A 24,126-nucleotide genomic window follows, 5' to 3' on the forward strand; every position below is an offset into this window, starting at 1 on the left:
GAGTATGCAATTTGTTACAGAGTGGATCAGAAATATTATCGTTTTTTTGCTCTTAGCAACAATGCTTCATCTTATTCTTCCAAATTCGAATTTGCAAAAATACGTTAAATTCGTTGTAAGTCTTTTGTTAGTCGTATTAATTTTAACGCCCCTTTTTAAACTATTGCAGACAGATGTAAATGAAGTAATTGCAAATTTTAATGAAGAAAAGTACGTAGCAGAAGGATCTGTAAAAAATTCAATAGATTCGAAGAAAAAAGAAATACAAGCTCTAACACGTGCATATAGTTTAGAAGAGATGGCTACCAAAATGAAAAAAGAAGTAGGAAAAGAGTTTGAGAAAAAGTATGGTATGACTGTCTCTGAAATACAAATAGTCGCAGCAGAAAATACAGAAGAAGTAAAGTCAGCGAAAGATATTCAATCTGTTGTTGTGACGTTGAAAGAAAAAGAACGTAGTAAAAATGATGCAATCGAAACAGTAAAGCCAATTGAAATTAACACGAAAGAGCCTCCAAAAAAAGTGGAAGAAACGAATGTAGAAATGAAAGATTTCTTTTCAAGCAGATGGCAACTAGAGGGTAAACAAATCCAAGTTCAAATGGAAGGGAGGACAGGTAGAGTAAATGGACAATAAAGATAAAAATTCGAAGTTCTCATTTTTTCGAAACTTATTGAATGGGGATCAAAAAGAAAGCAACGAGAAGGGTAAAAAGGTAACACCTAAGTTTTTACTTGTCCTACTCATACTTGGAATTTTGCTTATGTTTTCTAGTAGTCTCTTTTCAAGTAAAAAAGAAGAAGTACCTGTATTTAAAGAACAAAAAACTCAAAATCAAGAAAAAGACGTACCAACTTTCGGACAAAAAAGTAATGATAGTATGTCAAATGTAGAAAAATATGAAAAAGCGTATGAACAAGAATTAAAAACTGCTTTAGAAGAAATAGCAGGAGTAAAAGACGTAACGATTAAAGTGAATTTAGATTCATCTGAAGAAAAAATTTTAGAAAAAAATACAGTGAAACGCTCACAAACAACAGGTGAAACAGATAAAACAGGCGGTAAGAGAGAAGTAGAGGACGAGTCTCTTGATGAAAAGACTGTCATTATACGTGAAGGGGATAAAGAAACTCCTGTTGTTTTACGAACAGAGAAGCCGAAAGTACGTGGTGTTCTTGTCGTAGCAAAGGGAGTGGATAATATACAAGTTAAAGCAATGGTAAAAGAAGCTGTGATAAGGCTGCTAGATGTACCGGCCCATCGCGTTTCAGTTTCACCGAAAAATTGATAGGGAGGAAATAAAGTGTTAAAAAAACAAACAGTTTGGTTATTAACGATGTTAAGTTTAGTTGTTGTACTATCTGTGTATTACGTGACAACTCCTGACAAAATGAATACAGCATCGCCGGCAACAGGTGAAAAGATTGGACAAGAAAAACAAGGTACTGATAAAGCAGTAACAAACGAAGCGCCTAAAGAAACTCCGAAAAAAGAAAATACAAGCAAGGAAACAACAAATAAAGAAACAGACAAAAAAGAAAATGCAAAAAAAGAAACAAGTAAAAAAGAGGGCAATGTATCAGTTCAATCAAGTGATGAGAATTTCACAGCTTTACGTATGCAAATGGAAGATCAGCGTAGTGAACAAAAAGCAAAATTACAAGAAGTGATGAGTTCAACAAAAGCTTCAGCAACAGAAAAGAATAAAGCAAAAGAAAATTTTGATGCCATTACGACAATGGAAACGAAGCAAGAATTACTTGAGACAGTAATTAAATCTCAAGGAGGATATCCAGATGCTCTTGTAAGAGCTGATGGTACTGACATTAGAGTAACGGTTAAAGCGGCAAAACATTCACAGAAAGAAGCAAATAAAATTATTCAACTTGTAAGAAGTGAAGGCGGATCAAAAGATGTAGGTGTGAAATTTGATCCACCAGCGAAATAAGTGAAACTTTAATCCGCAGGGATTTCCCTGCGGATTATTATCTTTTACTAAGCAAAGGGTATGCAAATAGTAAAATAGAGTATGTAAGTAAACGTGTGAATAGAAAAAAGCTATCATTTTCGATAGCTTTTTTCTATTTCGTCTTTGTAGTTATTTTTACTATGTTCAACTCGGAATGGAGAAACACGTTGCGAGTAAAAGATTAATGGTTCATGGTACTGATGATTACTTTTTCCGGATTTGACGTGGATGCAAAGAACACATGCCCAAACGATTACAGCAGGTAAAAAGAGAATGAGCCATATCATATTTCCACACCTCGACACAATATATTTTCTACACTTTGAACATACTATTCTTATATGAAGGAATGATGAACGGCGTGTAAACAAAAAAATAATATTTGGTAAAAATATGTTATTGACTATAGGTGTAGTGAAGAGTGGAGAGGGAATGGCATGTTTGCTGTGTAACGTTTTGCTAAAGTAGTGAATGTTTTTTAAGAAGTGGTCTTGCCAATTTCATGTGAAACTTGGTATTATTACTAGGTATTAAATTTTTATTGGAATAATATTTTTACAGGAGTTTCGATTTATTATAAAGAAATATAAATTGGAATGTTTAAAAAATTTATCGTAAGATGGAAATAGTAAATATTTCTATTAGTTAATGAAATATATTTTCTAATAGAATACATCGTATTTTTACAGTCAATCTAGTTTTCGTGACGAGAATCTGTAAAAACGGGACAAACAAGAGTATGGGAGTGGATTTTACATGTTTAAAATTCAAGAAGTTCGTGAATTAATTAAATTAATTGATAGCTCTAATATTGATGAATTTGAATACAAAAAAGACGGTACAACAATCAAAATGAAAAAGCGTGGTAATGAAGTTGTTGCTGTGCAAGTACCTGCAGCAAAACAAGCTATGCAACCAGTAGCGCCTGTTGAAGTTGAAACGACAGTAGCAGCAGCGCAAGCAGAAGCGCCAAAACAAGAAGAGAAGAAAACTGTTCAAGATGAAAACCTACATAAGATCACCTCACCAATGGTAGGTACATTCTATTCTTCTTCTTCACCTGATACACCTCCATATGTAAGTGTTGGGGATAGAGTATCGAAAGATTCTATCGTATGTATTGTCGAGGCTATGAAGTTATTTAACGAAATTGATGCTGATGTAGAGGGCGAAATTGTTGAAATTCTTGTTAATAACGGACAGCTTGTTGAGTATGGACAACCGCTATTTCTTGTAAAAGCGTAATAAGGGAGTCTTTGTGATGATAAAAAAAGTATTAATAGCCAATCGTGGGGAAATTGCTGTACGAATTATTCGTGCTTGTAAAGAAATGGATATTGAAACAGTTGCAATTTATTCAGAAGCAGATAAAGAGTCACTTCACGTACAGATTGCAGACGAGGCGTATTGTGTAGGACCAACGATTTCGAAAGAAAGCTATTTAAATTTGACGAACATTATTAGCGTTGCGAAGTTAACAGGCTGCGATGCTATTCATCCGGGATACGGATTTTTAGCAGAGAATGCAGATTTCGCAGAGTTATGCCGTGAATGTAACTTGATTTTTATCGGTCCAAGTCCAGAAGCTATTTCAAAGATGGGCACAAAAGACGTTGCTCGTGATACAATGAAAGAAGCAGGGGTTCCGATTGTACCAGGTTCACAAGGGATTATTAAAAATACCGAAGAAGCGATCGAGCTTGCTAATCAAATTGGATATCCAGTTATTATTAAAGCGACTGCAGGTGGTGGCGGAAAAGGTATTCGTGTTGCACGCCATGAAGAAGAGCTTATAAAAGGAATTCAAATTACACAGCAAGAAGCTAGTACCGCTTTTGGGAACCCTGGTGTATACTTAGAAAAGTACGTTGAAGATTTCCGCCATGTTGAGATTCAAATAATGGCAGATACACACGGAAATGCCATTCATTTAGGAGAGCGTGATTGTACAATTCAGCGCCGTTTGCAAAAACTATTAGAAGAAAGTCCATCACCTGCACTTGATGAAGATATTCGCAAGCAGATGGGTGAAGCGGCAGTTAAAGCGGCGGTAGCGGTTGATTATACAGGTGCTGGTACGGTTGAGTTTATTTATGAATATAAAACGAAAACCTTTTATTTCATGGAGATGAATACGAGAATTCAGGTTGAGCATCCGGTTACTGAAATGGTAACGGGAATGGACTTAATTAAAGAACAAATTCTTGTTGCTTCAGGAGAAAAGTTATCGTTACAGCAAGAAGAAGTACAATTTAATGGTTGGGCAATTGAATGTCGAATTAATGCGGAAAACCCTGCCAAAAAATTTATGCCATCTCCAGGTAAAGTAGAAATGTACTTACCACCAGGAGGATTTGGTATTCGCGTCGATTCAGCTGTATATCCGGGATATTCAATCCCACCTTTCTATGATTCGATGGTTGCTAAATTAATTGTTCACGGAAAAACACGTGAAGAGGCAATTGCAAAAATGAAGCGCGCACTTAGTGAATTTGTCATTGAAGGCGTACATACAACAATCCCGTTCCATTTGCAATTGCTAGATCATCCTGATTTTGTAAAAGGTGAGTTTAATACGAAATTTTTGGAAGAGCATGAACTTGTGACGCAGTGATACATTAAAGGAGGTTTTTTTTCATGGCTGAACATATGTTAGATATGGGTCAAGATACAACTCTTGGTAAAGTAGAAATTGCACCAGAAGTAATTGAAGTAATTGCAGGTATTGCAGCTGCTGAAGTAGAAGGTGTAGCGGCAATGCGCGGTAATTTTGCTACAGATGTTGTTGAGAAGTTAGGTAAGAAAAATCATGGTAAAGGTGTAAAGGTTGAATTAGCAAACGAAGATATTATCGTTGACCTTTATGTTGTAATGTATTTTGGTGTAGCAATTCCAGTTGTTGCACAAAAGATTCAAGACAATATTCGCCAAGCACTCTTTACGATGACAGGACTTGAGCCAAAAGAAGTGAATGTTCACATCGTTGGCGTAACATTCGAAACACAAAAAACAGAAATCGAACCAGTGTAAGAATGAAAAGGTGCCTAGTAACATAGGCATCTTTTTTATCGTTTCATTTCTTCACAAATTACAACCCTCTAATTATTATACTATTTCAAAAAATAAGAAATAAACAAGAAAATGTGTTGTTTTTCCAAAAAACGTACATTGTGATAAGATATGGAACTTGAAGTTAATCTTTTTATTATTTTTCAGCCTTGTAACCCGTGTGTGAAACGATAAATTGTGTTATTATCATTGTATTATAAGGTTGGAAAATCAATGAAAACTGTAAGAGTAAGTGAATTGACGGCTTATAAATTATAATAATATAACAAAGTATAAGGAAAGACTTGAAGCATAAAGGAGAGTTACAATGAAACGTAGGACGGCTAGAGAAAGAGCAATGCAAGCATTATACCAAATGGATATTACAGGTGAATTAGAACCGATAGTAGCAGTGGAAAACACGCTAGATGAAGGCGAAGAAACAAATGAGTTTCTAGAGTCACTTGTAGTAGGTTTTGTAGAAAATAAAGAAGCAATCGATGAAGCGATTCGTCAAAACTTAAAAAAGTGGAAGCTTGAGCGTATTAGCATTGTTGATCGCAGTATTTTACGTGTAGCTGTGTATGAAATGAAATACATGGAAGAAATTCCACACAACGTAACAATTAACGAAGCAATTGAAATTGCTAAAACATTTGGGGATGAGGAATCTCGTCGTTTTATTAACGGCGTTTTATCTAATATAAAAGATACACTGTAAATTCTTTAAGGGGGAATCTTAAAATGGTAGCAGTAATCATCAAAGGAAATGAAGTTGCGGAGAAAAAACGAGCACAATTAACAGAAGAAGTTGTGAAGTTGAAAGAGCAAGGTATTGTACCAGGGTTAGCAGTTATTTTAGTTGGAGAAGATCCAGCATCTCGTTCTTATGTGAAAGGAAAAGAAAAAGGCTGTGAACAAGTAGGGATTTACTCAGAGCTAATTGAACTTCCTGAAACAATTACTGAGGAACGCTTGCTTGCTGAAATCGATCGCTTAAATGGCGATGACCGTATTAATGGCATATTGGTGCAATTACCTTTACCAAAACATATTGAAGAAAAAGCTATCATTGAAAGAATTTCACCAGAAAAGGATGTAGACGGATTTCACCCAATCAGCGTGGGACGTATGATGACGGGACAAGATACATTCCTTCCATGTACACCGCATGGTATTGTAGAATTAGTAAAAGAAACAAATCTTGATATTTCTGGAAAACATGTAGTAGTAATTGGAAGAAGTAATATTGTCGGTAAACCAGTGGGGCAATTGTTTTTAAATGAAAATGCAACTGTCACATATTGTCATTCTAAGACGCAAAATATGAAAGAGTTATCGAAGTTAGCTGATATTTTAATCGTAGCTGTTGGACGACCTAAAATGATAACAGCGGATTATATTAAAGAAGGAGCGGTTGTAATTGACGTTGGTGTTAACCGTTTAGAAACAGGAAAACTTTGTGGTGATGTTGACTTTGACAACGTGTTAGATGTTGCGGGTTACATTACACCTGTGCCAAAGGGTGTTGGTCCAATGACAATCACAATGCTTCTTCATAATACTGTTGAATCTGCCAAACGTGCAGGTGTCGTTTGTAAATAATTTGAGTCGGCTATGAGGAGAGAGAAATGGAGAAGCAATATTTAACCGTTACAGCGTTAACACGCTATATAAAAACAAAAATAGAATATGATCCGCATTTGCAGTCTGTTTGGTTAAAAGGTGAAATTTCCAACTTTAAAAATCATAGCCGTGGCCACATGTATTTTACATTGAAAGATGAAAATGCAAGAATCGCAGCGGTTATGTTTGCGGGTCATAATCGTAATATTAAATTCAAACCTGAAAATGGGATGAAGGTACTCGTGAAAGGGAAAATCTCTGTTTACGAGGCGAGTGGTTCTTATCAAATTTATATTCAAGACATGCAGCCTGACGGAGTCGGAAATTTACATTTAGCGTACGAACAGTTAAAAGTTCGCTTAGAAGAAGAAGGACTTTTTTCTCAAGTTTATAAAAAAGCAATTCCTCCTTACGCTAAAACAATAGGTGTGATTACGTCGCCAACAGGAGCAGCGATTCGTGATATTATAACAACGATTAAACGTCGTTATCCAATTGGGAATGTTATTGTATTTCCGGTACTTGTACAAGGGGAGTCAGCGGCTCCCTCGATTGTACAAGCGATTCGTACAGCGAATGAAATAGGAGAGATAGATGTACTAATCGTTGGTCGTGGTGGAGGTTCTATTGAGGAATTATGGGCTTTCAATGAGGAAATGGTTGCAAGAGCAATCTTTAAGAGTGAAATTCCTATTATTTCGGCAGTAGGCCATGAAACGGACTTTACAATCGCAGATTTTGTTGCAGATTTACGCGCACCAACACCGACTGCAGCAGCTGAGCTAGCAGCACCTAATATTATAGAGTTACAAGAAAAGGTATTACAAAGAACTCTGAGATTGCAAAGAGCAATGAAAGAGTTAGTACATAAAAAAGAAGAAAAACTACAAGTGTTGCAAAAATCGTATGCGTTCCGTTATCCAAGACAAGTATATGAGCAAAAGGAAGAGCAATTAGATAGAGCGCTAGAACAGCTTGTTTTAGCGAAAGAGCGCTATATTGATAAAAAGGTGAATCAGTTAAAGCAACTTTCATTTTATTTAGAGAAGCACCACCCATCTCAAAAAATTATTCAAACGAAGGTAGCTGTTGAAACTTTGCAAAAGCAATTACAACGTGAAATGCAAACGTTACTTCAAACGAAAGAATTTGCCTTTGTAAGAGCTGCTCAAAAACTTGAAGCGTTAAGTCCGCTTAAAGTAATGATGAGAGGGTACGGGCTTGTATATGATGAAGAGAAGCAAGTGTTAAAAAGTGTGAAAGATGTAAGCCTTGGAGATGCTGTTTCAGTTCAATTACAAGATGGAATACTAGATTGTAGCGTATCAGGCATAGAGGAGCGTGAATTGAATAATGGAAAATAAATTAAGCTTTGAAGAGGCAATTTCGCAACTTGAGCATCTTGTTTCTAAGCTAGAACAAGGTGACGTACCTTTAGAAGAAGCGATTTCTTATTTTAAAGAGGGTATGGAATTATCTAAGCTTTGTGATGAGAAGTTGAAGAATGTACAAGAACAAATGGCAGTTATTCTTGGGGAAGATGGGGAGCTTGAACCGTTTACTGCTTTAGGAGATGAAGCATAGTGACGATTGCTTTTGATACTTTTTTGAAGGAAAGTAAAACTTTCGTAGAAGAGAAACTTGTAAGCTATGCAAATGAATTACAATGTCCAAATGTACTTCGTGAAGCGATGGCATATTCTTTAGAAGCGGGTGGAAAACGTCTCCGCCCGTTACTTTTGTTTGCAACATTACAAGCGTTTGGGAAAGAAAGAAATCTTGGAGTAGGTGCAGCTTGTGCTCTTGAAATGATTCATACATATTCGTTAGTTCATGACGATTTACCTTGTATGGATGATGATGATTTAAGAAGAGGAAAGCCCACAAATCACAAAGTATTTGGTGAAGCGATGGCAGTTTTAGCAGGAGATGGCTTATTGACGTATGCTTTTCAAGTTATTATGGCATATGAGCAAAAAGAAATTTCTGCAGAAAAAAAAGTAAGACTTGTACTTGAACTTGCAAAAGCAGCAGGACCAGAAGGAATGGTTGGCGGACAAGTGGCAGATATGGAAGCTGAAGGGAAACGCCTTACGATTGATGAATTGGAGTACATCCATAAACATAAGACCGGAAAACTGCTTGAATTTGCTGTACTTGCGGGTGCGATACTTTCTGATGCGACAGAAGAGCAAGAAGAAAAGTTGCTTACGTTTGCTAAATATATCGGTCTAGCTTTCCAAATTCGAGACGATATTTTAGATGTCGAAGGCACCGAAGAAGAGATTGGAAAACCGATTGGTAGCGATCTTTCTAATGAAAAGAGCACATATACGACGTTGTTTACTGTAGATAGAGCAAAGGATATTTTAGAAGAAACAATTGCAGAAGCAAAAGGTGCAATTAGCTCCTTGCAATTACAAGATGAATATTTACTATCTATTTGCGATTTGATTGCAAAACGTAATAACTAATATAACAGCGTTTTCATTTGTTGAGTCATTCATCATTTTATGATATAAATGTAGGAAAAGGTTTTTCTTTTCTTGTTATTGGCAAAAATATATGTAGATTACATTGCCGTTATCACTTCGTGTTAGCGGCTATTTTTTTCATCGCCTAAAGAAATATGGTTTATAATAGGATTAAGGCGCAATAGACTGGTTAATAGCGGGACAAGACGAAAAATAGAAAAGAGAATTTCTTGTTTTGTGTAAATGTTTTTTATAATATTTGACATGTTGACAGATTATGAAATGAAAGTGAGTGATCCATGTGGATCTAACGCAAATTCAAAACCCTAGTTTTTTGAAAGATATGTCTATCAGTGAACTAGAGGGATTGAGTGAGGATATTCGTAAGTTTTTAATTGAAGAGCTCTCTCAAACAGGTGGACATATTGCACCTAATTTAGGTGTAGTAGAACTCACAATTGCTCTGCACAAATTATTTGATAGCCCGCAAGATAAATTTTTATGGGATGTAGGACATCAATCCTATGTACATAAAATTTTAACTGGACGCGCGAAAGAGTTTGGTACATTAAGGCAATATCAAGGTCTATGTGGTTTCCCGAAACGTTGCGAGAGTGAGCATGATGTATGGGAAACTGGTCATAGCTCGACTTCGTTATCGGCTGCAATGGGAATGGCTCTGGCACGTGATTTAAAGAAAACGAAAGAATATGTTATACCAATTATTGGAGATGGTGCTTTAACAGGTGGAATGGCCTTAGAGGCATTGAACCATATTGGACATGAAAAAACAGACATGATTGTTATTTTGAATGATAATGAAATGTCAATTGCACCAAACGTTGGTGCGCTTCATAATGTACTCGGTCGTTTACGTACCGCAGGAAAATATCACTGGGTAAAAGATGAGTTAGAGTATATATTAAAGAAAATCCCAGCAGTTGGCGGGAAAGTGGCTGCGACAGCAGAGAAAATAAAAGATAGTCTTAAATATTTACTAGTATCTGGTGTCTTTTTCGAAGAGTTAGGCTTTACATATTTAGGTCCAGTCGATGGGCATGATTATGAAAAGTTATTCGAAACGTTGCAATATGCAAAGAAAACAAAAGGCCCAGTACTTGTTCACGTTATTACGAAAAAAGGAAAAGGTTATAAACCGGCTGAGAGTGACGTTATTGGAACTTGGCATGGAACAGGACCTTATAAAATTGAATCAGGTGACTTCGTTAAGCCAAAAGAAGTTGCACCAGCATGGAGTGCTGTCGTTAGTGAAACAGTACTTAAGCTAGCGAGAGCGGATGAGCGTATCGTAGCAATTACACCTGCAATGCCTGTTGGATCAAAACTTGAGAAATTCCAAAAAGAATTCCCAGATCGTATGATTGATGTAGGTATTGCAGAACAGCACGCTACAACAATGGCAGCAGGTATGGCAACGCAAGGAATGAAGCCATTCTTAGCAATTTATTCGACATTTTTACAAAGAGCATATGACCAAGTTGTTCATGATATATGCCGCCAAAATTTAAATGTTTTCATCGGAATAGATCGCTCGGGATTAGTAGGAGCAGATGGTGAAACGCATCAAGGCGTATTTGATATCTCATTCTTACGTCACTTGCCGAATATGGTGCTTATGATGCCGAAAGATGAAAATGAAGGGCAACATTTAGTTTATACGGCGATGCAATATGAAGATGGACCAATCGCATTGCGTTATGCTCGTGGTAATGGACTTGGCGTTCATATGGATGAAGAATTAAAGGCGATTCCAATCGGTACGTGGGAGACGTTAAAAGAGGGTACACAAGCAGCTATTTTAACGTTTGGTACGACAATACCAATGGCAATGGAAGCAGCTGAGCGTCTTGAAAAAGCTGGGGTTTCAGTGAAAGTAGTGAATGCTCGCTTTATTAAACCAATGGATGAAGCATATTTACATGATCTTCTAGGGAAGAATATACCGATTTTAACGATTGAAGAAGCTTGTTTAATCGGTGGTTTTGGAACAGGAGTAGTTGAATTTGCATCTGAAAATGGTTACCATAGTGCATTAGTTGAACGAATGGGTATTCCAGACCGCTTCATAGAGCACGGAAGTGTAACAAAATTATTAGAAGAAATTGGTTTAACGACAGATGCTGTTGTAGACCGTATTCATACAATGATTCCATCAAAACAAAAAAGGGCGTAACAAATGAGCGTAAAAAAAGAAAGAGTAGATGTACTATTAGTAGAGCGAGGACTTATAGAAACGCGTGAGAAAGCAAAGCGCGCCATTATGGCCGGACTCGTATATGCAAATGAGATGAGACTTGATAAGCCAGGAGAGAAAATCTTGCAAGATACTGAGATTACGGTGAAGGGACAAGTTATGCCGTATGTAAGTCGTGGTGGTTATAAACTTGAAAAGGCATTAGAGACATTTCATCTTGATTTACAAGATAAAGTTATGATAGATATTGGTTCATCAACTGGTGGCTTTACAGATTGCGCGCTTCAAAATGGAGCGAAATTATCTTATGCATTAGATGTAGGATACAATCAACTAGCGTGGAAATTACGTCAGGATGAGCGTGTTGTTGTAATGGAACGAACAAACTTCCGTTACGTGACACCAGCAGACTTAGAACGTGGTTTACCTCAATTTGCAAGTATTGATGTTTCATTTATATCATTAAAGCTTATACTGCCAGTTTTAAAAACAATGCTTATGCCTAACGGAGATGTAGCAGCGTTAATTAAACCGCAGTTTGAAGCTGGAAGAGAGCAAGTTGGGAAAAAAGGTATCGTTCGTGATAGAAAAGTACATGAAGCTGTTGTAGAAATGATTGTCGATTTTGCTTTAAAAGAGGGCTATGATGTGGAAGGTTTAACATTCTCACCAATTACGGGTGGGGATGGTAATATTGAATTTTTAATTCATCTGAAATGGCATGGTGAACGTGAGAATGGCGAAAATCATTCTCCGATTTCTATAGAGCAAGTTGTTACAGAAGCACATGACGTTCTAAAACAAAAAGGGAAAGGGGAATAACATATGTTGTTCCTCTTTTTGCTGTAATTGTATAATGATTGTAAAAACAATTGTGTACAAGAAACGAATTATAAGTTAACATAAATAAGTGAAGTATACCAATGTTTAAACTATGGTAAGAGATAGTGTGAGGTGCAAATGTATGAATAAAGGTCAGCGCCATATTAAAATCAGGGAAATTATTGCAAACAAAGAAATTGAAACACAAGATGAATTAGTTGATATTTTACGTAATGAGGGATTTAATGTAACGCAAGCAACAGTATCGCGCGATATTAAAGAACTGCACTTAGTGAAGGTGCCATTACATGATGGGCGCTATAAATATAGCTTGCCAGCAGATCAACGATTTAACCCGTTACAAAAATTAAAACGAAATCTAGTGGATTCATTTGTAAAATTAGACACGGCAGGACATATGCTTGTGCTAAAAACATTGCCTGGTAACGCTCATTCACTTGGAGCACTTATTGATCATTTAGAGTGGGATGAGATCATCGGAACCATCTGTGGTGATGATACTTGCTTAATTATTTGCCGTACACCTGACGATACAGGTGTTGTCTCTGATCGTTTCTTAAATATGTTGTAACAAAAAATCTTGTTTGCTTTCCATCGTAAAGTGGGAAGTGAACAAGATATTTTTATTGGTCAAAAATATGATTTTTCAATTGTAATATAATATTTTGTTTGCATAAAGTTAGAAAATAGATGGATTGACCCGTAAAACAAATGTTTGGTACAATGAAGCGGGTTAGAAGAGTATATACATACAAATATATAGCATGATTATTTGAATGAAGAAATGAGAAAATCCTTTAGTAAGGGATTATTTTATAACGAGGTGAATGGGGCATTGTTATCGGAATTATCGATTAGAAACTTTGCTATTATTGAAGCATTAAATATTTCTTTTCAAAAAGGTTTAACGGTTTTAAGCGGTGAAACAGGGGCCGGAAAATCGATTATTATTGATGCGATTAGTTTACTTGTAGGTGGCCGTGGGTCAGCAGAATTTGTTCGATATGGAACAGAAAAGGCTGAGATTGAAGGGCTGTTTTATGTTGAAGATGATAAGCATCCATGTATTGAAAAGGCAGAAGAGTTAGATATAGAAATAGAAGATGGCATGATTATTTTAAAGCGTGATATTGCTGCGAACGGGAAGAGTGTATGTCGTGTAAATGGGAAGCTTGTTACACTTAGCATATTAAAAGAAATTGGGAAAACACTTGTTGATATTCATGGACAGCATGAAACGCAAGATTTAATGAATGAAGAACGACATCTGTTTATGCTTGATCACTTTGATGGGGATCGAATCGTTAAACAACTAGACATATATCAAAACGTATACGCTGACTATGAAAAATTAAAAAAACAATTGAAATCGTTAAGTGAAAATGAACAACAGATGGCGCATCGCTTAGATTTAATTCAATTTCAGCATGAAGAAATTCGCAAAGCTGATTTAAAGATGGATGAAGAAAATGAATTAACTGAGGAACGATTGCAAATTTCTAATTTTGAAAAGATTTATAAAGCATTAGGTGATGCATATCGTTCATTGAGTGCTGACGGACAAGGATTAGATAATGTAAGAAGCGCAATGGGACAAATGGAAAGTATTACACATTTAGATGAAATGTATCAAGAGAATCATGATTCAATTGCAAATAGCTATTACTTATTAGAAGAGGTTGCATATCAACTGAGAGAAAAGCTCGATATGATGGAATATGATCCAAATCGTTTAGATGAAATCGAAACACGTTTGAATGAAATTCGTATGCTAAAGAGAAAATATGGAAATACTGTAGAAGAGATTTTAGCGTATGCAGATAAAATTGAACAAGAAATATTTACAATTGAAAATAAAGACGTTCATATTGAAACGACGAAGAAACAGTTGAAGGAATTAGAAAGTGTTATTCTGAAAGAAGCAACGTTGTTAAGTAATATGCGTCATGAGCTTGCAGAACACCTTACAAATGCAATTCATCAGGAATTAAAAGAATTATATATGGAAAAAACGAAATTTGAAGTGAGAATTATGAAGAGAGAAGGAAATGCAGAAGAGCCCCTTGTGGAAGGTGCACCGGTAAGACTTACGGCAGATGGTTACGATCATGTGGAATTTTATATTTCGACCAACCCAGGAGAGCCGCTAAAACCACTTTCAAAGGTTGCTTCTGGCGGAGAGTTATCTCGTATCATTTTAGCTTTAAAAAGCATTTTTTCTAAGCATCAAGGGGTTGCATCTGTTATTTTTGATGAAGTGGATACGGGTGTAAGTGGCCGGGTCGCACAGGCTATTGCTGAAAAAATTTATCGAGTATCAGTAAACTCGCAAGTACTTTGTATTACGCACTTACCTCAAGTAGCTTCAATGGCAGATTCGCATTTATTTATTCGAAAACAAGTAGCGAATGATCGGACAATTACATCAGTTACTGTTTTAACTATGGAGGATAAAGTAACAGAAATAGCTCGAATGATTTCTGGTGTGGAAATCACAGATTTAACGACGGAGCATGCGAAAGAATTACTTACGCAAGCGCATCATTTTAAACAGACAGCAGAGGCTATCCAGTAATGGATAGCTTTTTTTCTCAAATGACGATTTCTTAATTCTTCCGGTTATAAATAAAGCATTGCAAGGAGAGATTAAAAAGTGAAGCCAAGAGGCTGAATGTGGGGTAGGAGCGAGGAGAGTGAACAAGTTGAAATTAGAAAAATTTCGAAAAATAATAGGTCTTTGTCTCCTTGTTTCTTTAGTTTTTATTGGATGTTTTAAACCGCTTCGAACGTTTATTTCATCACCGAAACAACTTGTTGTTTTTGAAGGACAACAATCAGAAATATCATCATTACCAGTTTTCAAAGCTTCATCCACAAATCGTCATGTATTTACAGTGAGTTCGAATGAACAAAAACAAGGACTTATGGTAAATTCTCATCAAAATGGTGAAGCTGATATGGTATTTCAGCTTGCGGGCTTTCCAGTGAAAAAAGTAAATGTGAAAGTGTTAAAAGATTTTAAAGTGATTCCAGGTGGACAATCAATTGGTGTGAAATTAAATACAAAAGGTGTACTTGTTGTAGGCCATCATTTAATTCAAACTGAAAAAGGTAAAATATCTCCTGGTGAAACAGCAGGTGTACAAATTGGAGATATGATTACTGAAATTAATGGTAAAACCATTGAAAGAATGAGTGATGTAGCACCGTTTATTCATAATAGTGGAGAAACAGGTGAACCGCTTAATCTTGTATTGTTAAGAGATGGAAAATATATTCGCACGAAGCTAACGCCACAAAAAGACAATGGTGAATCGTCTTATCGAATTGGCTTGTATATCCGCGATTCGGCAGCTGGAATTGGAACGATGACATTTGTTCATCCAGATTCTATGAAATATGGGGCACTTGGTCATGTTATTTCTGATAATGATACGAAAAAGCCGATTCAAGTCGAAGATGGACAAATTATGCGCTCGACAGTTACATCAATTGAAAGAGGCAGTCATGGGAATCCAGGCGAGAAATTAGCAAGATTTTCACCAGATCGTGAAGTGATTGGCAATATTACAATTAATAGTCCATATGGTATTTTTGGAAAATTAAATACGAATATGAAAAACGGTATAATGGATAAAGCAATGCCTATCGCATTATCTCATCAAGTAAAAGAAGGACCGGCAAAAATATTAACAGTTATTGATCAAGATAAAGTAGAAGCGTTTGATATTGAAGTTGTTAGTACAGTGCAGCAAAAATTCCCAGCTACAAAGGGTATGGTAATAAAGGTAACAGATAAACGTCTATTAGCGAAAACGGGCGGTATCGTACAAGGAATGAGTGGAAGTCCAATTGTACAAAATGGAAAAGTAATTGGTGCTGTTACACATGTATTTGTAAATGATCCAACATCCGGATATGGTGTTCATATTGAATGGATGTTACATCAAGCTGGAATTAATATTTATGATCAAGAGAAAAAAGCGAGCTAATACATATTAGCTCGCTTTTTCTGTTGAAAAATTCGTTGAAATTTTGTAAAAGCTCCGCAAGAGGTGTTTTTTGTTGTAAAATAAAAGAAAAGGGTTGAACGTTTCGTTGTATTTCTATGATGGAATGTGTTGCGAAAGGGAATAAATGAACGATAAACATATTTTTTTGTGATTTTATCGGAAAGTAAGAAACTTTAAAAGGGAATTTTCACACAATTGTCGAACAATTCATGTAGCCTAGAAGGATACACATGTCGGAGAATCGATTCGGTAAGGGAGGAAAAGCTGTGGAGAAAATTAAAGTATGTCTTGTGGATGATAATAAAGAACTAGTATCAATGTTAGAGAGCTATGTAGCTGCTCAAGATGATATGGAAGTAATCGGTACTGCTTATAATGGTCAAGAGTGTTTAAACTTATTAACAGATAAGCAACCTGATGTACTCGTTTTAGACATTATTATGCCACACTTAGATGGTTTAGCTGTATTGGAAAAAATGCGACATATTGAAAGGTTAAAACAGCCTAGCGTAATTATGTTGACAGCATTCGGGCAAGAAGATGTGACGAAAAAAGCAGTTGACTTAGGTGCCTCATATTTCATATTAAAACCATTTGATATGGAGAATTTAACGAGTCATATTCGTCAAGTGAGTGGTAAAGCAAATGCTATGATTAAACGTCCACTACCATCATTCCGATCAGCAACAACAGTAGATGGAAAACCGAAAAATTTAGATGCGAGTATTACGAGTATCATTCATGAAATTGGTGTACCCGCTCATATTAAAGGATATATGTATTTACGAGAAGCAATCTCCATGGTATACAACGATATCGAATTATTAGGATCGATTACGAAAGTATTGTATCCAGATATCGCAAAGAAATATAATACCACAGCAAGCCGTGTGGAGCGAGCAATTCGTCACGCGATTGAAGTAGCTTGGAGCCGTGGGAATATTGATTCTATTTCGTCCTTATTCGGTTATACAGTATCCATGTCAAAAGCAAAACCTACGAACTCTGAGTTTATCGCAATGGTTGCGGATAAGCTGAGACTTGAACATAAGGCTTCGTAAACGCTGTAGTATCAAGGTGTTAAGCGTATTTCATAATAAAATTTAATAACCAACGAATTACGTATGTAGGCAATAAAGTACATAGGTAATTGGCGGTTAATTTAAAAACCTTCTATTTATTGGATTGAAATTTTGATTCCAATAGCTAGGAGGTTTTTTGTTGTATGAATAACTTTCAAATGAATGTAGAAAACTTTTTACTTCATTGCGATGCAAAGCATCTAAATAGAAGAAAATGATGAACTCTTATTAAGTTGACCTATCAATTTGAGGATGGGCACCAATAAATAGAATCATTTAATGATAGTTATGAAATATACAATGCCTTGATATAGCGATGGTTATACAGTATCCATGTCAAAAGCAAACCTACGAATTCTGAATTTATCGCAATGGTTGCGGATAAGCTGAGAGTAGGAACAGTAAGGGATTTAAGTTATAGTAAAGCTTAATAATTCTTGCAATTTATACTCGATAGTAAATTTAAAATCAATGAGTTTTTTATTTACCTCGATTTAAGGATTTTGAAGGAATACATATTTATATAGAAAAATGCAGTGAAAATACGGATATGTACAGAAAATAAGTGGATTTGACATCATAATCTCTATAACGTATCATTGATTTGGAAAAGTTAGAGATATAGGAGAATGGATGAATGACTTTAAAAAAAATAGTAAATCGAGCGTACCCAATCATTGTCATGACGGTGTTTTTATCTATATTTTCAATGATAGTAAGTAAATTTTTTATCCCAAAAACAATTTTGATGAGTGGTGAATTTCCTTATCCGACTGAGGAGTATACTCCCAAAAAAGTCGCTGCTGTTATAGCGTTGACGTTGCTTTTATTTGTGCTCTTCTTTATGTATTATAAATTGGTTATTAATAAAATGAAAAGAACGTATACAAATATTATGATTGCTTTAGGTATCATAATCATTTTGACGATGGAAATAATTATTACTTCCATAGCATTTAACCCTGTTGTTGGGGATTATGCTATCCTTAAACAAGGAATTGTCTCTGTGTTTAATGGAGATAATCAATTTTTAGAAATGGGACAGCTTTTATTTTATCCATATAATACACATGTTGTATTAATAGGAGGATATTTTGCTAAATTGATAGGGAGCGTAGATTTAGCGATAAAAATATTACCAATAGCTTGTATAACAGGCAGTATTATTTTAAATGTATTGATTGTAAGGAAAATTACAAACTTTAAAGTTGCTCACATATCGATTGTGTTATCTGTGCTAAATATTTTTATATATTGGCAGGCACCAGTTTTCTATACTCATACATTGGTAATATTTTTTATTTCAGCAACAATGTATACATATTTGTGCTTGAAAACGGCGGAAACAAAAAGAATGAAGATTATTTTATGGATTTTATTAGGGGTTTTCGCAGCTTGTACTTATATTATAAGACCGACAGCATTAACCGTAGCGTTAGCGATTTTAATTGAAAATATTTTTAAGTTTCGTAAGGAATACTCTGTAAAGGTGTTAAGTAGTGTTTTATTTTGTTTAATCCTTATTGTAAGTTTTAAAGGTATAACGACAAAGCTAAATCTCAGTACCGATAATGAAATTGAAAAAATTCCATTCACTCATTGGGTGAAAATGGGCCTGAACAAAGATACGTATGGTGTGTGGAATCAGGCAGATGCAGATTATATTGATGATGAAAACATAAAGAATACGAAAGATTTGAATGAGCACAATCAAGAAGTTATAGTGCAACGTTTCAGTGAACTTGGTGTAATGGGTTATGTGCAACATTTGAATGAAAAAATAACTAGAGAATGGGTATCAAGTCAGTTCTCCATGTACCGTATTGGGCAATGGTTTGAACAGAAGAATGACATGGTAACTAATTACGTATCGAATTATAGTACAACGAAGTATAAAATCGTTACTATATATTCGTATATTATCAAATTATTTGTTTATATAGCTGTTTTGGCGGCTGTTATTCTTTATAAAAAGAAAGATGAAAATGAATCGGAAGTTATACGAATTGCGATGATTAGTGCATTAGGGGTATTTACTTTCTTGTTACTATGGGAAACAGCTCCTCATTATACGTATGAAGCATTTGCATTTATGAATATTCCAGCTTCTTTAGGATTGTATAAAGTGTTTATGATTTTTAACAAAGAAAAGAAAAACGCATAATTTGAGTAACTAAAACGAGTAATGAGAAGCCCCCTCTTTTGTTAAAAGAGGGGGCTTCATTTAAATGTTTGAAGAAAAGATTAAATGGGATCATAGTATATCCGGTAAGGGATTTTAGCAAGGAAGTCATCCGTGATATAATAGAAAATATAAAAAGCCCTGCAAAACAGGACTGTATTACTCTTCGTCTTTATTTTGTTTTTCTAATTCAACTAGCTTTTGAATTAAAATGTGCTGCGGCATATGCATGAGTTGTTCAAGTGGAACACCTAGTGCTTTTGATAAGCGGACTGCAGTATCTGGAGAAATTTGTAATGGTCTCATAGAAGTACCTCCTTTTTCGTATAGTATAGCATAAGATTGGGGGAGTGAGGATGACTCTTATATTTGCACATCGTGGTGCGGCTGGAACGTACCCAGAAAATACAATGATTTCATTTGAAGCGGCTGAGTCTTTTAGAGCGGATGGAATTGAACTTGATGTTCAATTAACGAAAGATGGAAAAGTTGTCGTCATTCATGATGAAACGGTGGACCGAACAACAAATGGAAAAGGTGCGGTTCGGAATTATGTATATGAGGATTTATGCAAGTTAGATGCAAGTTATAAATTTGGTGATAAAGTAGGGTTTTGTAAAATACCACTTTTAGAAGAGGTATTAGAATGGCTTGAACAAACGAGTTTGCTACTTAATATTGAACTTAAAAATAATAAAATTCCATACAGAGGTTTAGAGGAAGAAGTTATAACGCTTGTACGGAAATTTAGTTTAGAGGATCGTGTTATATTTTCTTCGTTTAATCACTACAGCATGAAACGGTGTCATATGATGGCTCCTGATATTCAAACAGCAATTTTATATCGCGAAGGTTTGCATAGTCCGTGGGCATACGCGAAAAAAATGGGGGCTACAGCAGTACATCCGAATTATCGTTACCTTCAAGATGCTATTGCTGAACTAACGATGGAAAGTGGTGTAGAGGTTCGCCCTTATACAATTAATGAAGAAACGCTTATGCGTAAATATTTTGATATGAATATATCGGCGATTATTACTGATTACCCTGAAACGGCAAGAACGTTGTTGCCAATAAAAAAATGAGACCGCGTGTAACGGTCTCATTTTTTTATTTATAAATAGTGGGGCCTTCCTATCTTCTAAAGCGAGCCTGTACTTTATTTCGTTTACGGTCTCGGTGCAAGACGAAGCCACCGAAGATATAAAACCCGAGCCCGAAGCAGAGAGCACCGATTAAAAATTGTAACCACAGTATAGAGATTGGTGGAAATAGAATCCCGAATACAGTATCTCTCATTAACTTTATACCAAACACAGCTAATGAAATAGGGATGAGTGCTAATAGTAGAGCAACGTAACGCTGCATACATAACTCTCCTTTTCAGATTATTTCGTATATTTTAATGATGTTATACGGAAAGGGGGTTTGTCAAGAGGGTGCTGAACGAGTAAGATAAGGGTGTGAAAAAATTTGCAGAGTTACTTCGAGAGGAAGTGTAATATATGAAACAAAAAGTATTAATTGTTGGTGCAGGTGAAGGCGGGAGCGCACTGCTGAATCTGTTACATAGTTCGAATATATTTCAAATTATAGGGATTATTGATATAAATCCGTTGGCAAAAGGATTACAAATTGCTAAGGAATATGGAATTGCAATTGGAGAAAGTGTAACTCCATTTCTTTCTATGCATATCGATGTAATATTTGATATGACAGGTGAAGATGATGTACATAAAGTTTTATTGAAAAAAAAGAAAAAAGACACTCTTCTTATACCAGGTGATATTGCAAAAATTGTTACAGGATTAGCGCATGAGAAGGAAGGGTTAATTGGGCGGTTAGAGGAACAAACGCAACAAGGAGAATTAATTTTAAATTCTACGCATGACGGCATGATCGTAATTGATCGAGAGGGACAAGTTCGTCTTTTTAATAAAAGTGCGGAGCGTATTATCGGATATAAAAAAGAAGAGGCGATAGGAAAATATATTTTAGAAGTCATTCCCACTAGTAAATTACTTCGCATTATACGTACGAAACAAATAGAAGTAAATTATGAACTAACATTAGAGAATGGAAAGAAAATTATTACAACGCGTATACCGATATTAAAAGAAGGCGGAGAGGTACAAGGGGCATTTGCAATTTTTAAAGATATAACAGAAGTTGTAGATTTAGCGGAAGAAGTTACAGACTTAAAAGAAATTCAAACACTATTAGAGGCAATTATCAACTCATCTGAAGAAGCGATTTCGGTTGTGGATGAAAAAGGAAGAGGTTTAGTCATTAACCCGGCATATACGAAATTAACGGGTCTAACAGAAGAAGATATTATTGGGAAGCCTGCTACAACTGATATTGTAGAAGGCGAAAGTATGCATATGAAAGTACTTCGAACGCGTCGTGCGGTGCGCGGAATACATATGAAGATTGGGCAAAAAAAGCGCGATGTAATTGTAAACGTAGCGCCAGTTATTGTGGATGGAATATTGAAAGGAAGCGTTGGCGTTATCCGTGACGTGTCGGAAATTCAAAAGTTAACAAATGAATTGAATAGAGCAAGGCAAATTATTCGCACATTAGAAGCAAAATATTCATTTGATGATATTGTCGGAAATTCAGATGAAACAACGGCAGCTATCGAACAGGCGAAGCTAGGAGCGAATACACCAGCAACGGTACTGTTACGCGGTGAATCTGGGACTGGTAAAGAATTGTTTGCACATGCAATCCATAATGGAAGTAATCGAAAATACAATAAATTCGTCCGTGTAAACTGTGCGGCTATTTCGGAGACGTTGTTAGAAAGTGAATTATTTGGTTATGAGGAAGGGGCGTTTTCTGGAGCGAAAAGAGGCGGGAAACGTGGGTTCTTTGAGGAAGCGAATAACGGTAGTATTTTTTTAGATGAAATAGGGGAGTTATCTGCAAATACACAAGCGAAACTCCTTCGTGTATTGCAGGAAAAAGAAATTGTAAAAGTTGGTGGGACGAAAGCGATACCCATTAATGTTCGAGTAATTGCAGCGACACATGTGAATTTAGAAAAGGCTATTCTAGAAGGGAAGTTTAGGGAGGATTTATATTATCGATTAAATAAAATTCCAATTCAAATTCCATCTCTTCGTCAACGTAAAGGAGATATACCGAAAATTGCGGACAGGTTGATTCAAAAAATTAATCAAGATTATGGTCGTAATGTAGAAGGGCTCACTGATTCAGCTATTTTATATTTACAATCATACGAATGGCCAGGAAATGTGAGAGAACTTGAAAATATTTTAGGACGAGCGATTATTTTTATGAATTATAACGAGATCTATATTGATGTACAACATTTACCACCATTACATAATGAAGAGCAGGTGGAGTCAAAGCAATCTCATTTATTACCTGAATTAGAAGAAAAGCCACTTGAACATTTAGTAACAGAGTTTGAAGGGAATATTATTCATGAATATTTGGAGAGATTTGATGGGAATAAAACACAAACTGCAAAAGCGTTAGGAATTTCCGTTCGAAATTTATATTATAAGCTAGAAAAGTATGACCATGCAAAAAATAGCATGCAATAAATTGCGTACCGTGCAATTTATTGCATGGTATACAAAAAGCGACAAAATAAGACAGAATCTTTTGTTATTTTCCAAAGTATTGATTTTACTGCATTTTGAATGCGTTTTCATTATTGGTAAGACCACTTTTAAAAGTTGGCACGGTATTTGCTTTATAAATAGACGAGGGACGACGGAAAGGGTTGATTACAAAATATGAAGTTAGAATACTTAATTGATCAAGCAGCGGGACAGCCTAAAAAAACTGTAGCTGTAGCAGTAGCTGAAGATCATGAAGTAATTGAAGCTGTAGCGAAAGCAATTAAATTACAGCTAGCTCAATTTCGTCTATATGGAAATCAAGAAAAAATAATGGGGATGCTACAAGAACATGGTTTACAAACTTCAGAACATGTTGAAGTGATTGCAGCAATGTCTAATGCAGAGGCTGCAGAACTTTCTGTTAAATCTGTGAGAAATGGTGAGGCAGACGTGCTTATGAAGGGTAACATCCCAACAGCGAATATTTTGAAGGCTGTGTTAAACAAAGAGTGGGGCCTACGTAAAGGTAGCGTACTTTCACATGTAGCAGCATTTGAAGTTCCAAATTATGATCGTCTTATTTTCGTTACAGATGCAGCGATGAACATCGCACCTGATGTAACACAAAAAGCTGCTATTATACAAAATACTGTAGAAGTTGCCCGGGCAATAGGAATCGACTTGCCAAAAGTGGCACCAATTGCAGCAGTAGAAGTTGTGAATCCAGCGATGCAGGCGACAATTGATGCAGCGATGTTAACACAAATGAATCGCCGCGGACAAATTAAAGATTGTATCGTTGATGGACCACTTGCTTTAGATAATGCAGTATCACAAATTGCAGCAGAGCATAAAGGCATAGTAAGTGATGTAGCAGGTAAGGCAGATATTTTACTCGTCCCAACGATTGAAGCTGGAAATGTGCTATATAAATCACTCGTATACTTTGCGGATGCAAAAGTAGGAGCAATGATTGCTGGCGCAAAAGCACCGATTGTTTTAACATCTCGTGCTGATTCAGCAGAAACAAAAGTATATTCATTAGCATTGGCAGTTGCGACTGCTTCAAAATAA

The 24,126-nt window shown here is 35.8% G+C and carries 24 protein-coding genes; 21 read left to right on the forward strand and 3 right to left on the reverse strand.

Annotation, left to right across the window (positions count from 1 at the left end; genetic code table 11):
- The first annotated feature begins 4 nt into the window (after positions 1-4).
- Genes spoIIIAF through BM089_RS12705 form a run of 3 tightly spaced genes read left to right on the forward strand, consistent with a single transcriptional unit; the run spans position 5 to position 1,949 of the window.
- Positions 5-637, forward strand: coding sequence for a stage III sporulation protein AF (spoIIIAF, locus tag BM089_RS12695; protein ID WP_001161037.1), 633 nt, complete (start codon positions 5-7; stop codon positions 635-637).
- Complete coding sequence (spoIIIAG, locus tag BM089_RS12700) at positions 627-1,289, forward strand: stage III sporulation protein AG (RefSeq protein ID WP_000368890.1); 663 nt, start codon at positions 627-629, stop codon at positions 1,287-1,289. Before spoIIIAF ends, spoIIIAG begins: the two co-directional genes overlap by 11 nt.
- A gap of 15 nt (positions 1,290-1,304) precedes the next feature.
- Positions 1,305-1,949, forward strand: coding sequence for a SpoIIIAH-like family protein (locus tag BM089_RS12705; protein ID WP_000914710.1), 645 nt, complete (start codon positions 1,305-1,307; stop codon positions 1,947-1,949).
- Between the two features lie 113 nt (positions 1,950-2,062).
- On the opposite strand, the gene BM089_RS12710 is transcribed toward BM089_RS12705, so the two are convergent.
- Complete coding sequence (locus BM089_RS12710; RefSeq protein ID WP_002000935.1) at positions 2,063-2,257, reverse strand: hypothetical protein; 195 nt, start codon at positions 2,255-2,257, stop codon at positions 2,063-2,065.
- 469 nt (positions 2,258-2,726) lie between these two features.
- On the opposite strand from BM089_RS12710, the gene accB reads away from it, so the two are divergent.
- The 15 genes from accB (at position 2,727) to BM089_RS12795 (ending at position 19,435) form a co-directional block, all read left to right on the forward strand.
- Positions 2,727-3,215 (forward strand): acetyl-CoA carboxylase biotin carboxyl carrier protein, encoded by a 489-nt coding sequence (gene accB, locus BM089_RS12715; protein WP_090977084.1) that lies wholly within the window; start codon positions 2,727-2,729, stop codon positions 3,213-3,215.
- A gap of 16 nt (positions 3,216-3,231) precedes the next feature.
- Positions 3,232-4,584: an acetyl-CoA carboxylase biotin carboxylase subunit gene (gene accC / locus BM089_RS12720; protein WP_000592870.1), complete on the forward strand. Its 1,353-nt coding sequence runs from the start codon at positions 3,232-3,234 to the stop codon at positions 4,582-4,584.
- A gap of 23 nt (positions 4,585-4,607) precedes the next feature.
- Entirely contained in the window at positions 4,608-5,000 is a 393-nt protein-coding gene (locus BM089_RS12725) for an Asp23/Gls24 family envelope stress response protein (RefSeq protein ID WP_000807630.1), read from the forward strand.
- 346 nt (positions 5,001-5,346) lie between these two features.
- The gene (gene nusB / locus BM089_RS12730) at positions 5,347-5,739 is read left to right on the forward strand and encodes a N utilization substance protein NusB (RefSeq protein WP_090977086.1); all 393 of its coding nucleotides are present in this window, start codon (positions 5,347-5,349) and stop codon (positions 5,737-5,739) included.
- Positions 5,740-5,762: 23 nt separating this feature from the next.
- On the forward strand, positions 5,763-6,623 hold the full coding sequence (gene folD, locus BM089_RS12735; RefSeq protein WP_000226732.1) for a bifunctional methylenetetrahydrofolate dehydrogenase/methenyltetrahydrofolate cyclohydrolase FolD: 861 nt from the start codon (positions 5,763-5,765) through the stop codon (positions 6,621-6,623).
- A 26-nt stretch (positions 6,624-6,649) separates the two neighbouring features.
- Positions 6,650-8,008, forward strand: coding sequence for an exodeoxyribonuclease VII large subunit (gene xseA / locus BM089_RS12740; protein WP_090977089.1), 1,359 nt, complete (start codon positions 6,650-6,652; stop codon positions 8,006-8,008).
- The gene (gene xseB, locus BM089_RS12745) at positions 7,998-8,228 is read left to right on the forward strand and encodes an exodeoxyribonuclease VII small subunit (RefSeq protein WP_000428423.1); all 231 of its coding nucleotides are present in this window, start codon (positions 7,998-8,000) and stop codon (positions 8,226-8,228) included. Before xseA ends, xseB begins: the two co-directional genes overlap by 11 nt.
- On the forward strand, positions 8,228-9,118 hold the full coding sequence (gene ispA, locus BM089_RS12750) for a (2E,6E)-farnesyl diphosphate synthase (RefSeq protein ID WP_000150374.1): 891 nt from the start codon (positions 8,228-8,230) through the stop codon (positions 9,116-9,118). The genes xseB and ispA overlap by 1 nt, the downstream gene beginning before the upstream one ends.
- 301 nt (positions 9,119-9,419) lie before the next feature.
- Positions 9,420-11,312 carry a 1-deoxy-D-xylulose-5-phosphate synthase gene (gene dxs / locus BM089_RS12755; protein WP_000366452.1) on the forward strand — a complete coding sequence of 631 codons (1,893 nt, stop codon included), beginning with the start codon at positions 9,420-9,422 and terminating at the stop codon, positions 11,310-11,312.
- A gap of 3 nt (positions 11,313-11,315) precedes the next feature.
- Positions 11,316-12,155: a TlyA family RNA methyltransferase gene (locus BM089_RS12760; protein WP_090977091.1), complete on the forward strand. Its 840-nt coding sequence runs from the start codon at positions 11,316-11,318 to the stop codon at positions 12,153-12,155.
- Positions 12,156-12,297: 142 nt separating this feature from the next.
- The gene (argR, locus tag BM089_RS12765) at positions 12,298-12,747 is read left to right on the forward strand and encodes an arginine repressor ArgR (RefSeq protein WP_001032580.1); all 450 of its coding nucleotides are present in this window, start codon (positions 12,298-12,300) and stop codon (positions 12,745-12,747) included.
- Positions 12,748-13,011: 264 nt separating this feature from the next.
- On the forward strand, positions 13,012-14,751 hold the full coding sequence (gene recN / locus BM089_RS12770) for a DNA repair protein RecN (RefSeq protein WP_000947734.1): 1,740 nt from the start codon (positions 13,012-13,014) through the stop codon (positions 14,749-14,751).
- Positions 14,752-14,869: 118 nt separating this feature from the next.
- Positions 14,870-16,168 (forward strand): SpoIVB peptidase, encoded by a 1,299-nt coding sequence (gene spoIVB / locus BM089_RS12775; RefSeq protein ID WP_002000940.1) that lies wholly within the window; start codon positions 14,870-14,872, stop codon positions 16,166-16,168.
- Positions 16,169-16,455: 287 nt separating this feature from the next.
- Positions 16,456-17,250, forward strand: coding sequence for a sporulation transcription factor Spo0A (gene spo0A / locus BM089_RS12785; protein ID WP_011110369.1), 795 nt, complete (start codon positions 16,456-16,458; stop codon positions 17,248-17,250).
- A 658-nt stretch (positions 17,251-17,908) separates the two neighbouring features.
- A complete protein-coding gene (locus BM089_RS12795; protein ID WP_090977093.1) occupies positions 17,909-19,435 on the forward strand; it encodes a glycosyltransferase family protein in 1,527 nt (508 codons plus the stop codon).
- 177 nt (positions 19,436-19,612) lie between these two features.
- Here the strand turns inward: BM089_RS12795 and BM089_RS12800 are convergent, their stop codons facing one another.
- On the reverse strand, positions 19,613-19,759 hold the full coding sequence (locus BM089_RS12800; protein ID WP_001247671.1) for a YycC family protein: 147 nt from the start codon (positions 19,757-19,759) through the stop codon (positions 19,613-19,615).
- 50 nt (positions 19,760-19,809) lie between these two features.
- Between BM089_RS12800 and BM089_RS12805 the strand changes: the two genes are divergently transcribed.
- The gene (locus BM089_RS12805; RefSeq protein ID WP_000172580.1) at positions 19,810-20,538 is read left to right on the forward strand and encodes a glycerophosphodiester phosphodiesterase; all 729 of its coding nucleotides are present in this window, start codon (positions 19,810-19,812) and stop codon (positions 20,536-20,538) included.
- Between the two features lie 49 nt (positions 20,539-20,587).
- Here BM089_RS12805 and BM089_RS12810 read toward each other — a convergent pair whose 3' ends face one another.
- The gene (locus BM089_RS12810; RefSeq protein WP_001190211.1) at positions 20,588-20,821 is read right to left on the reverse strand and encodes a DUF2627 domain-containing protein; all 234 of its coding nucleotides are present in this window, start codon (positions 20,819-20,821) and stop codon (positions 20,588-20,590) included.
- Between the two features lie 137 nt (positions 20,822-20,958).
- Here BM089_RS12810 and BM089_RS12815 point away from each other — a divergent pair, with 137 nt between their 5' ends.
- Positions 20,959-23,031 (forward strand): sigma-54 interaction domain-containing protein, encoded by a 2,073-nt coding sequence (locus BM089_RS12815; RefSeq protein WP_090977095.1) that lies wholly within the window; start codon positions 20,959-20,961, stop codon positions 23,029-23,031.
- Positions 23,032-23,226: 195 nt separating this feature from the next.
- Positions 23,227-24,126 (forward strand): phosphate butyryltransferase, encoded by a 900-nt coding sequence (gene yqiS, locus BM089_RS12825; RefSeq protein WP_053563676.1) that lies wholly within the window; start codon positions 23,227-23,229, stop codon positions 24,124-24,126.

The sequence above is a fragment of the Bacillus sp. 5mfcol3.1 genome (assembly GCF_900114335.1).
In the GTDB taxonomy this organism is placed as follows: Bacteria; Bacillota; Bacilli; order Bacillales; family Bacillaceae_G; genus Bacillus_A; species Bacillus_A thuringiensis_S.

Bases quoted from the DNA above. Each gene is read 5' to 3' on its own strand.
- accC (WP_000592870.1), top strand. From the start codon at position 3,232: ATGATAAAAAAAGTATTAATAGCCAATCGTGGGGAAATTGCTGTACGA.
- BM089_RS12810 (WP_001190211.1), bottom strand. From the start codon at position 20,821: ATGCAGCGTTACGTTGCTCTACTATTAGCACTCATCCCTATTTCATTA.
- folD (WP_000226732.1), top strand. From the start codon at position 5,763: ATGGTAGCAGTAATCATCAAAGGAAATGAAGTTGCGGAGAAAAAACGA.
- BM089_RS12805 (WP_000172580.1), top strand. From the start codon at position 19,810: ATGACTCTTATATTTGCACATCGTGGTGCGGCTGGAACGTACCCAGAA.
- BM089_RS12760 (WP_090977091.1), top strand. From the start codon at position 11,316: ATGAGCGTAAAAAAAGAAAGAGTAGATGTACTATTAGTAGAGCGAGGA.
- BM089_RS12800 (WP_001247671.1), bottom strand. From the start codon at position 19,759: ATGAGACCATTACAAATTTCTCCAGATACTGCAGTCCGCTTATCAAAA.
- spoIIIAF (WP_001161037.1), top strand. From the start codon at position 5: ATGCAATTTGTTACAGAGTGGATCAGAAATATTATCGTTTTTTTGCTC.
- yqiS (WP_053563676.1), top strand. From the start codon at position 23,227: ATGAAGTTAGAATACTTAATTGATCAAGCAGCGGGACAGCCTAAAAAA.
- argR (WP_001032580.1), top strand. From the start codon at position 12,298: ATGAATAAAGGTCAGCGCCATATTAAAATCAGGGAAATTATTGCAAAC.
- xseA (WP_090977089.1), top strand. From the start codon at position 6,650: ATGGAGAAGCAATATTTAACCGTTACAGCGTTAACACGCTATATAAAA.
- BM089_RS12815 (WP_090977095.1), top strand. From the start codon at position 20,959: ATGAAACAAAAAGTATTAATTGTTGGTGCAGGTGAAGGCGGGAGCGCA.
- BM089_RS12710 (WP_002000935.1), bottom strand. From the start codon at position 2,257: ATGATATGGCTCATTCTCTTTTTACCTGCTGTAATCGTTTGGGCATGT.
- BM089_RS12795 (WP_090977093.1), top strand. From the start codon at position 17,909: ATGACTTTAAAAAAAATAGTAAATCGAGCGTACCCAATCATTGTCATG.
- spoIIIAG (WP_000368890.1), top strand. From the start codon at position 627: ATGGACAATAAAGATAAAAATTCGAAGTTCTCATTTTTTCGAAACTTA.
- accB (WP_090977084.1), top strand. From the start codon at position 2,727: ATGTTTAAAATTCAAGAAGTTCGTGAATTAATTAAATTAATTGATAGC.
- nusB (WP_090977086.1), top strand. From the start codon at position 5,347: ATGAAACGTAGGACGGCTAGAGAAAGAGCAATGCAAGCATTATACCAA.
- BM089_RS12725 (WP_000807630.1), top strand. From the start codon at position 4,608: ATGGCTGAACATATGTTAGATATGGGTCAAGATACAACTCTTGGTAAA.
- xseB (WP_000428423.1), top strand. From the start codon at position 7,998: ATGGAAAATAAATTAAGCTTTGAAGAGGCAATTTCGCAACTTGAGCAT.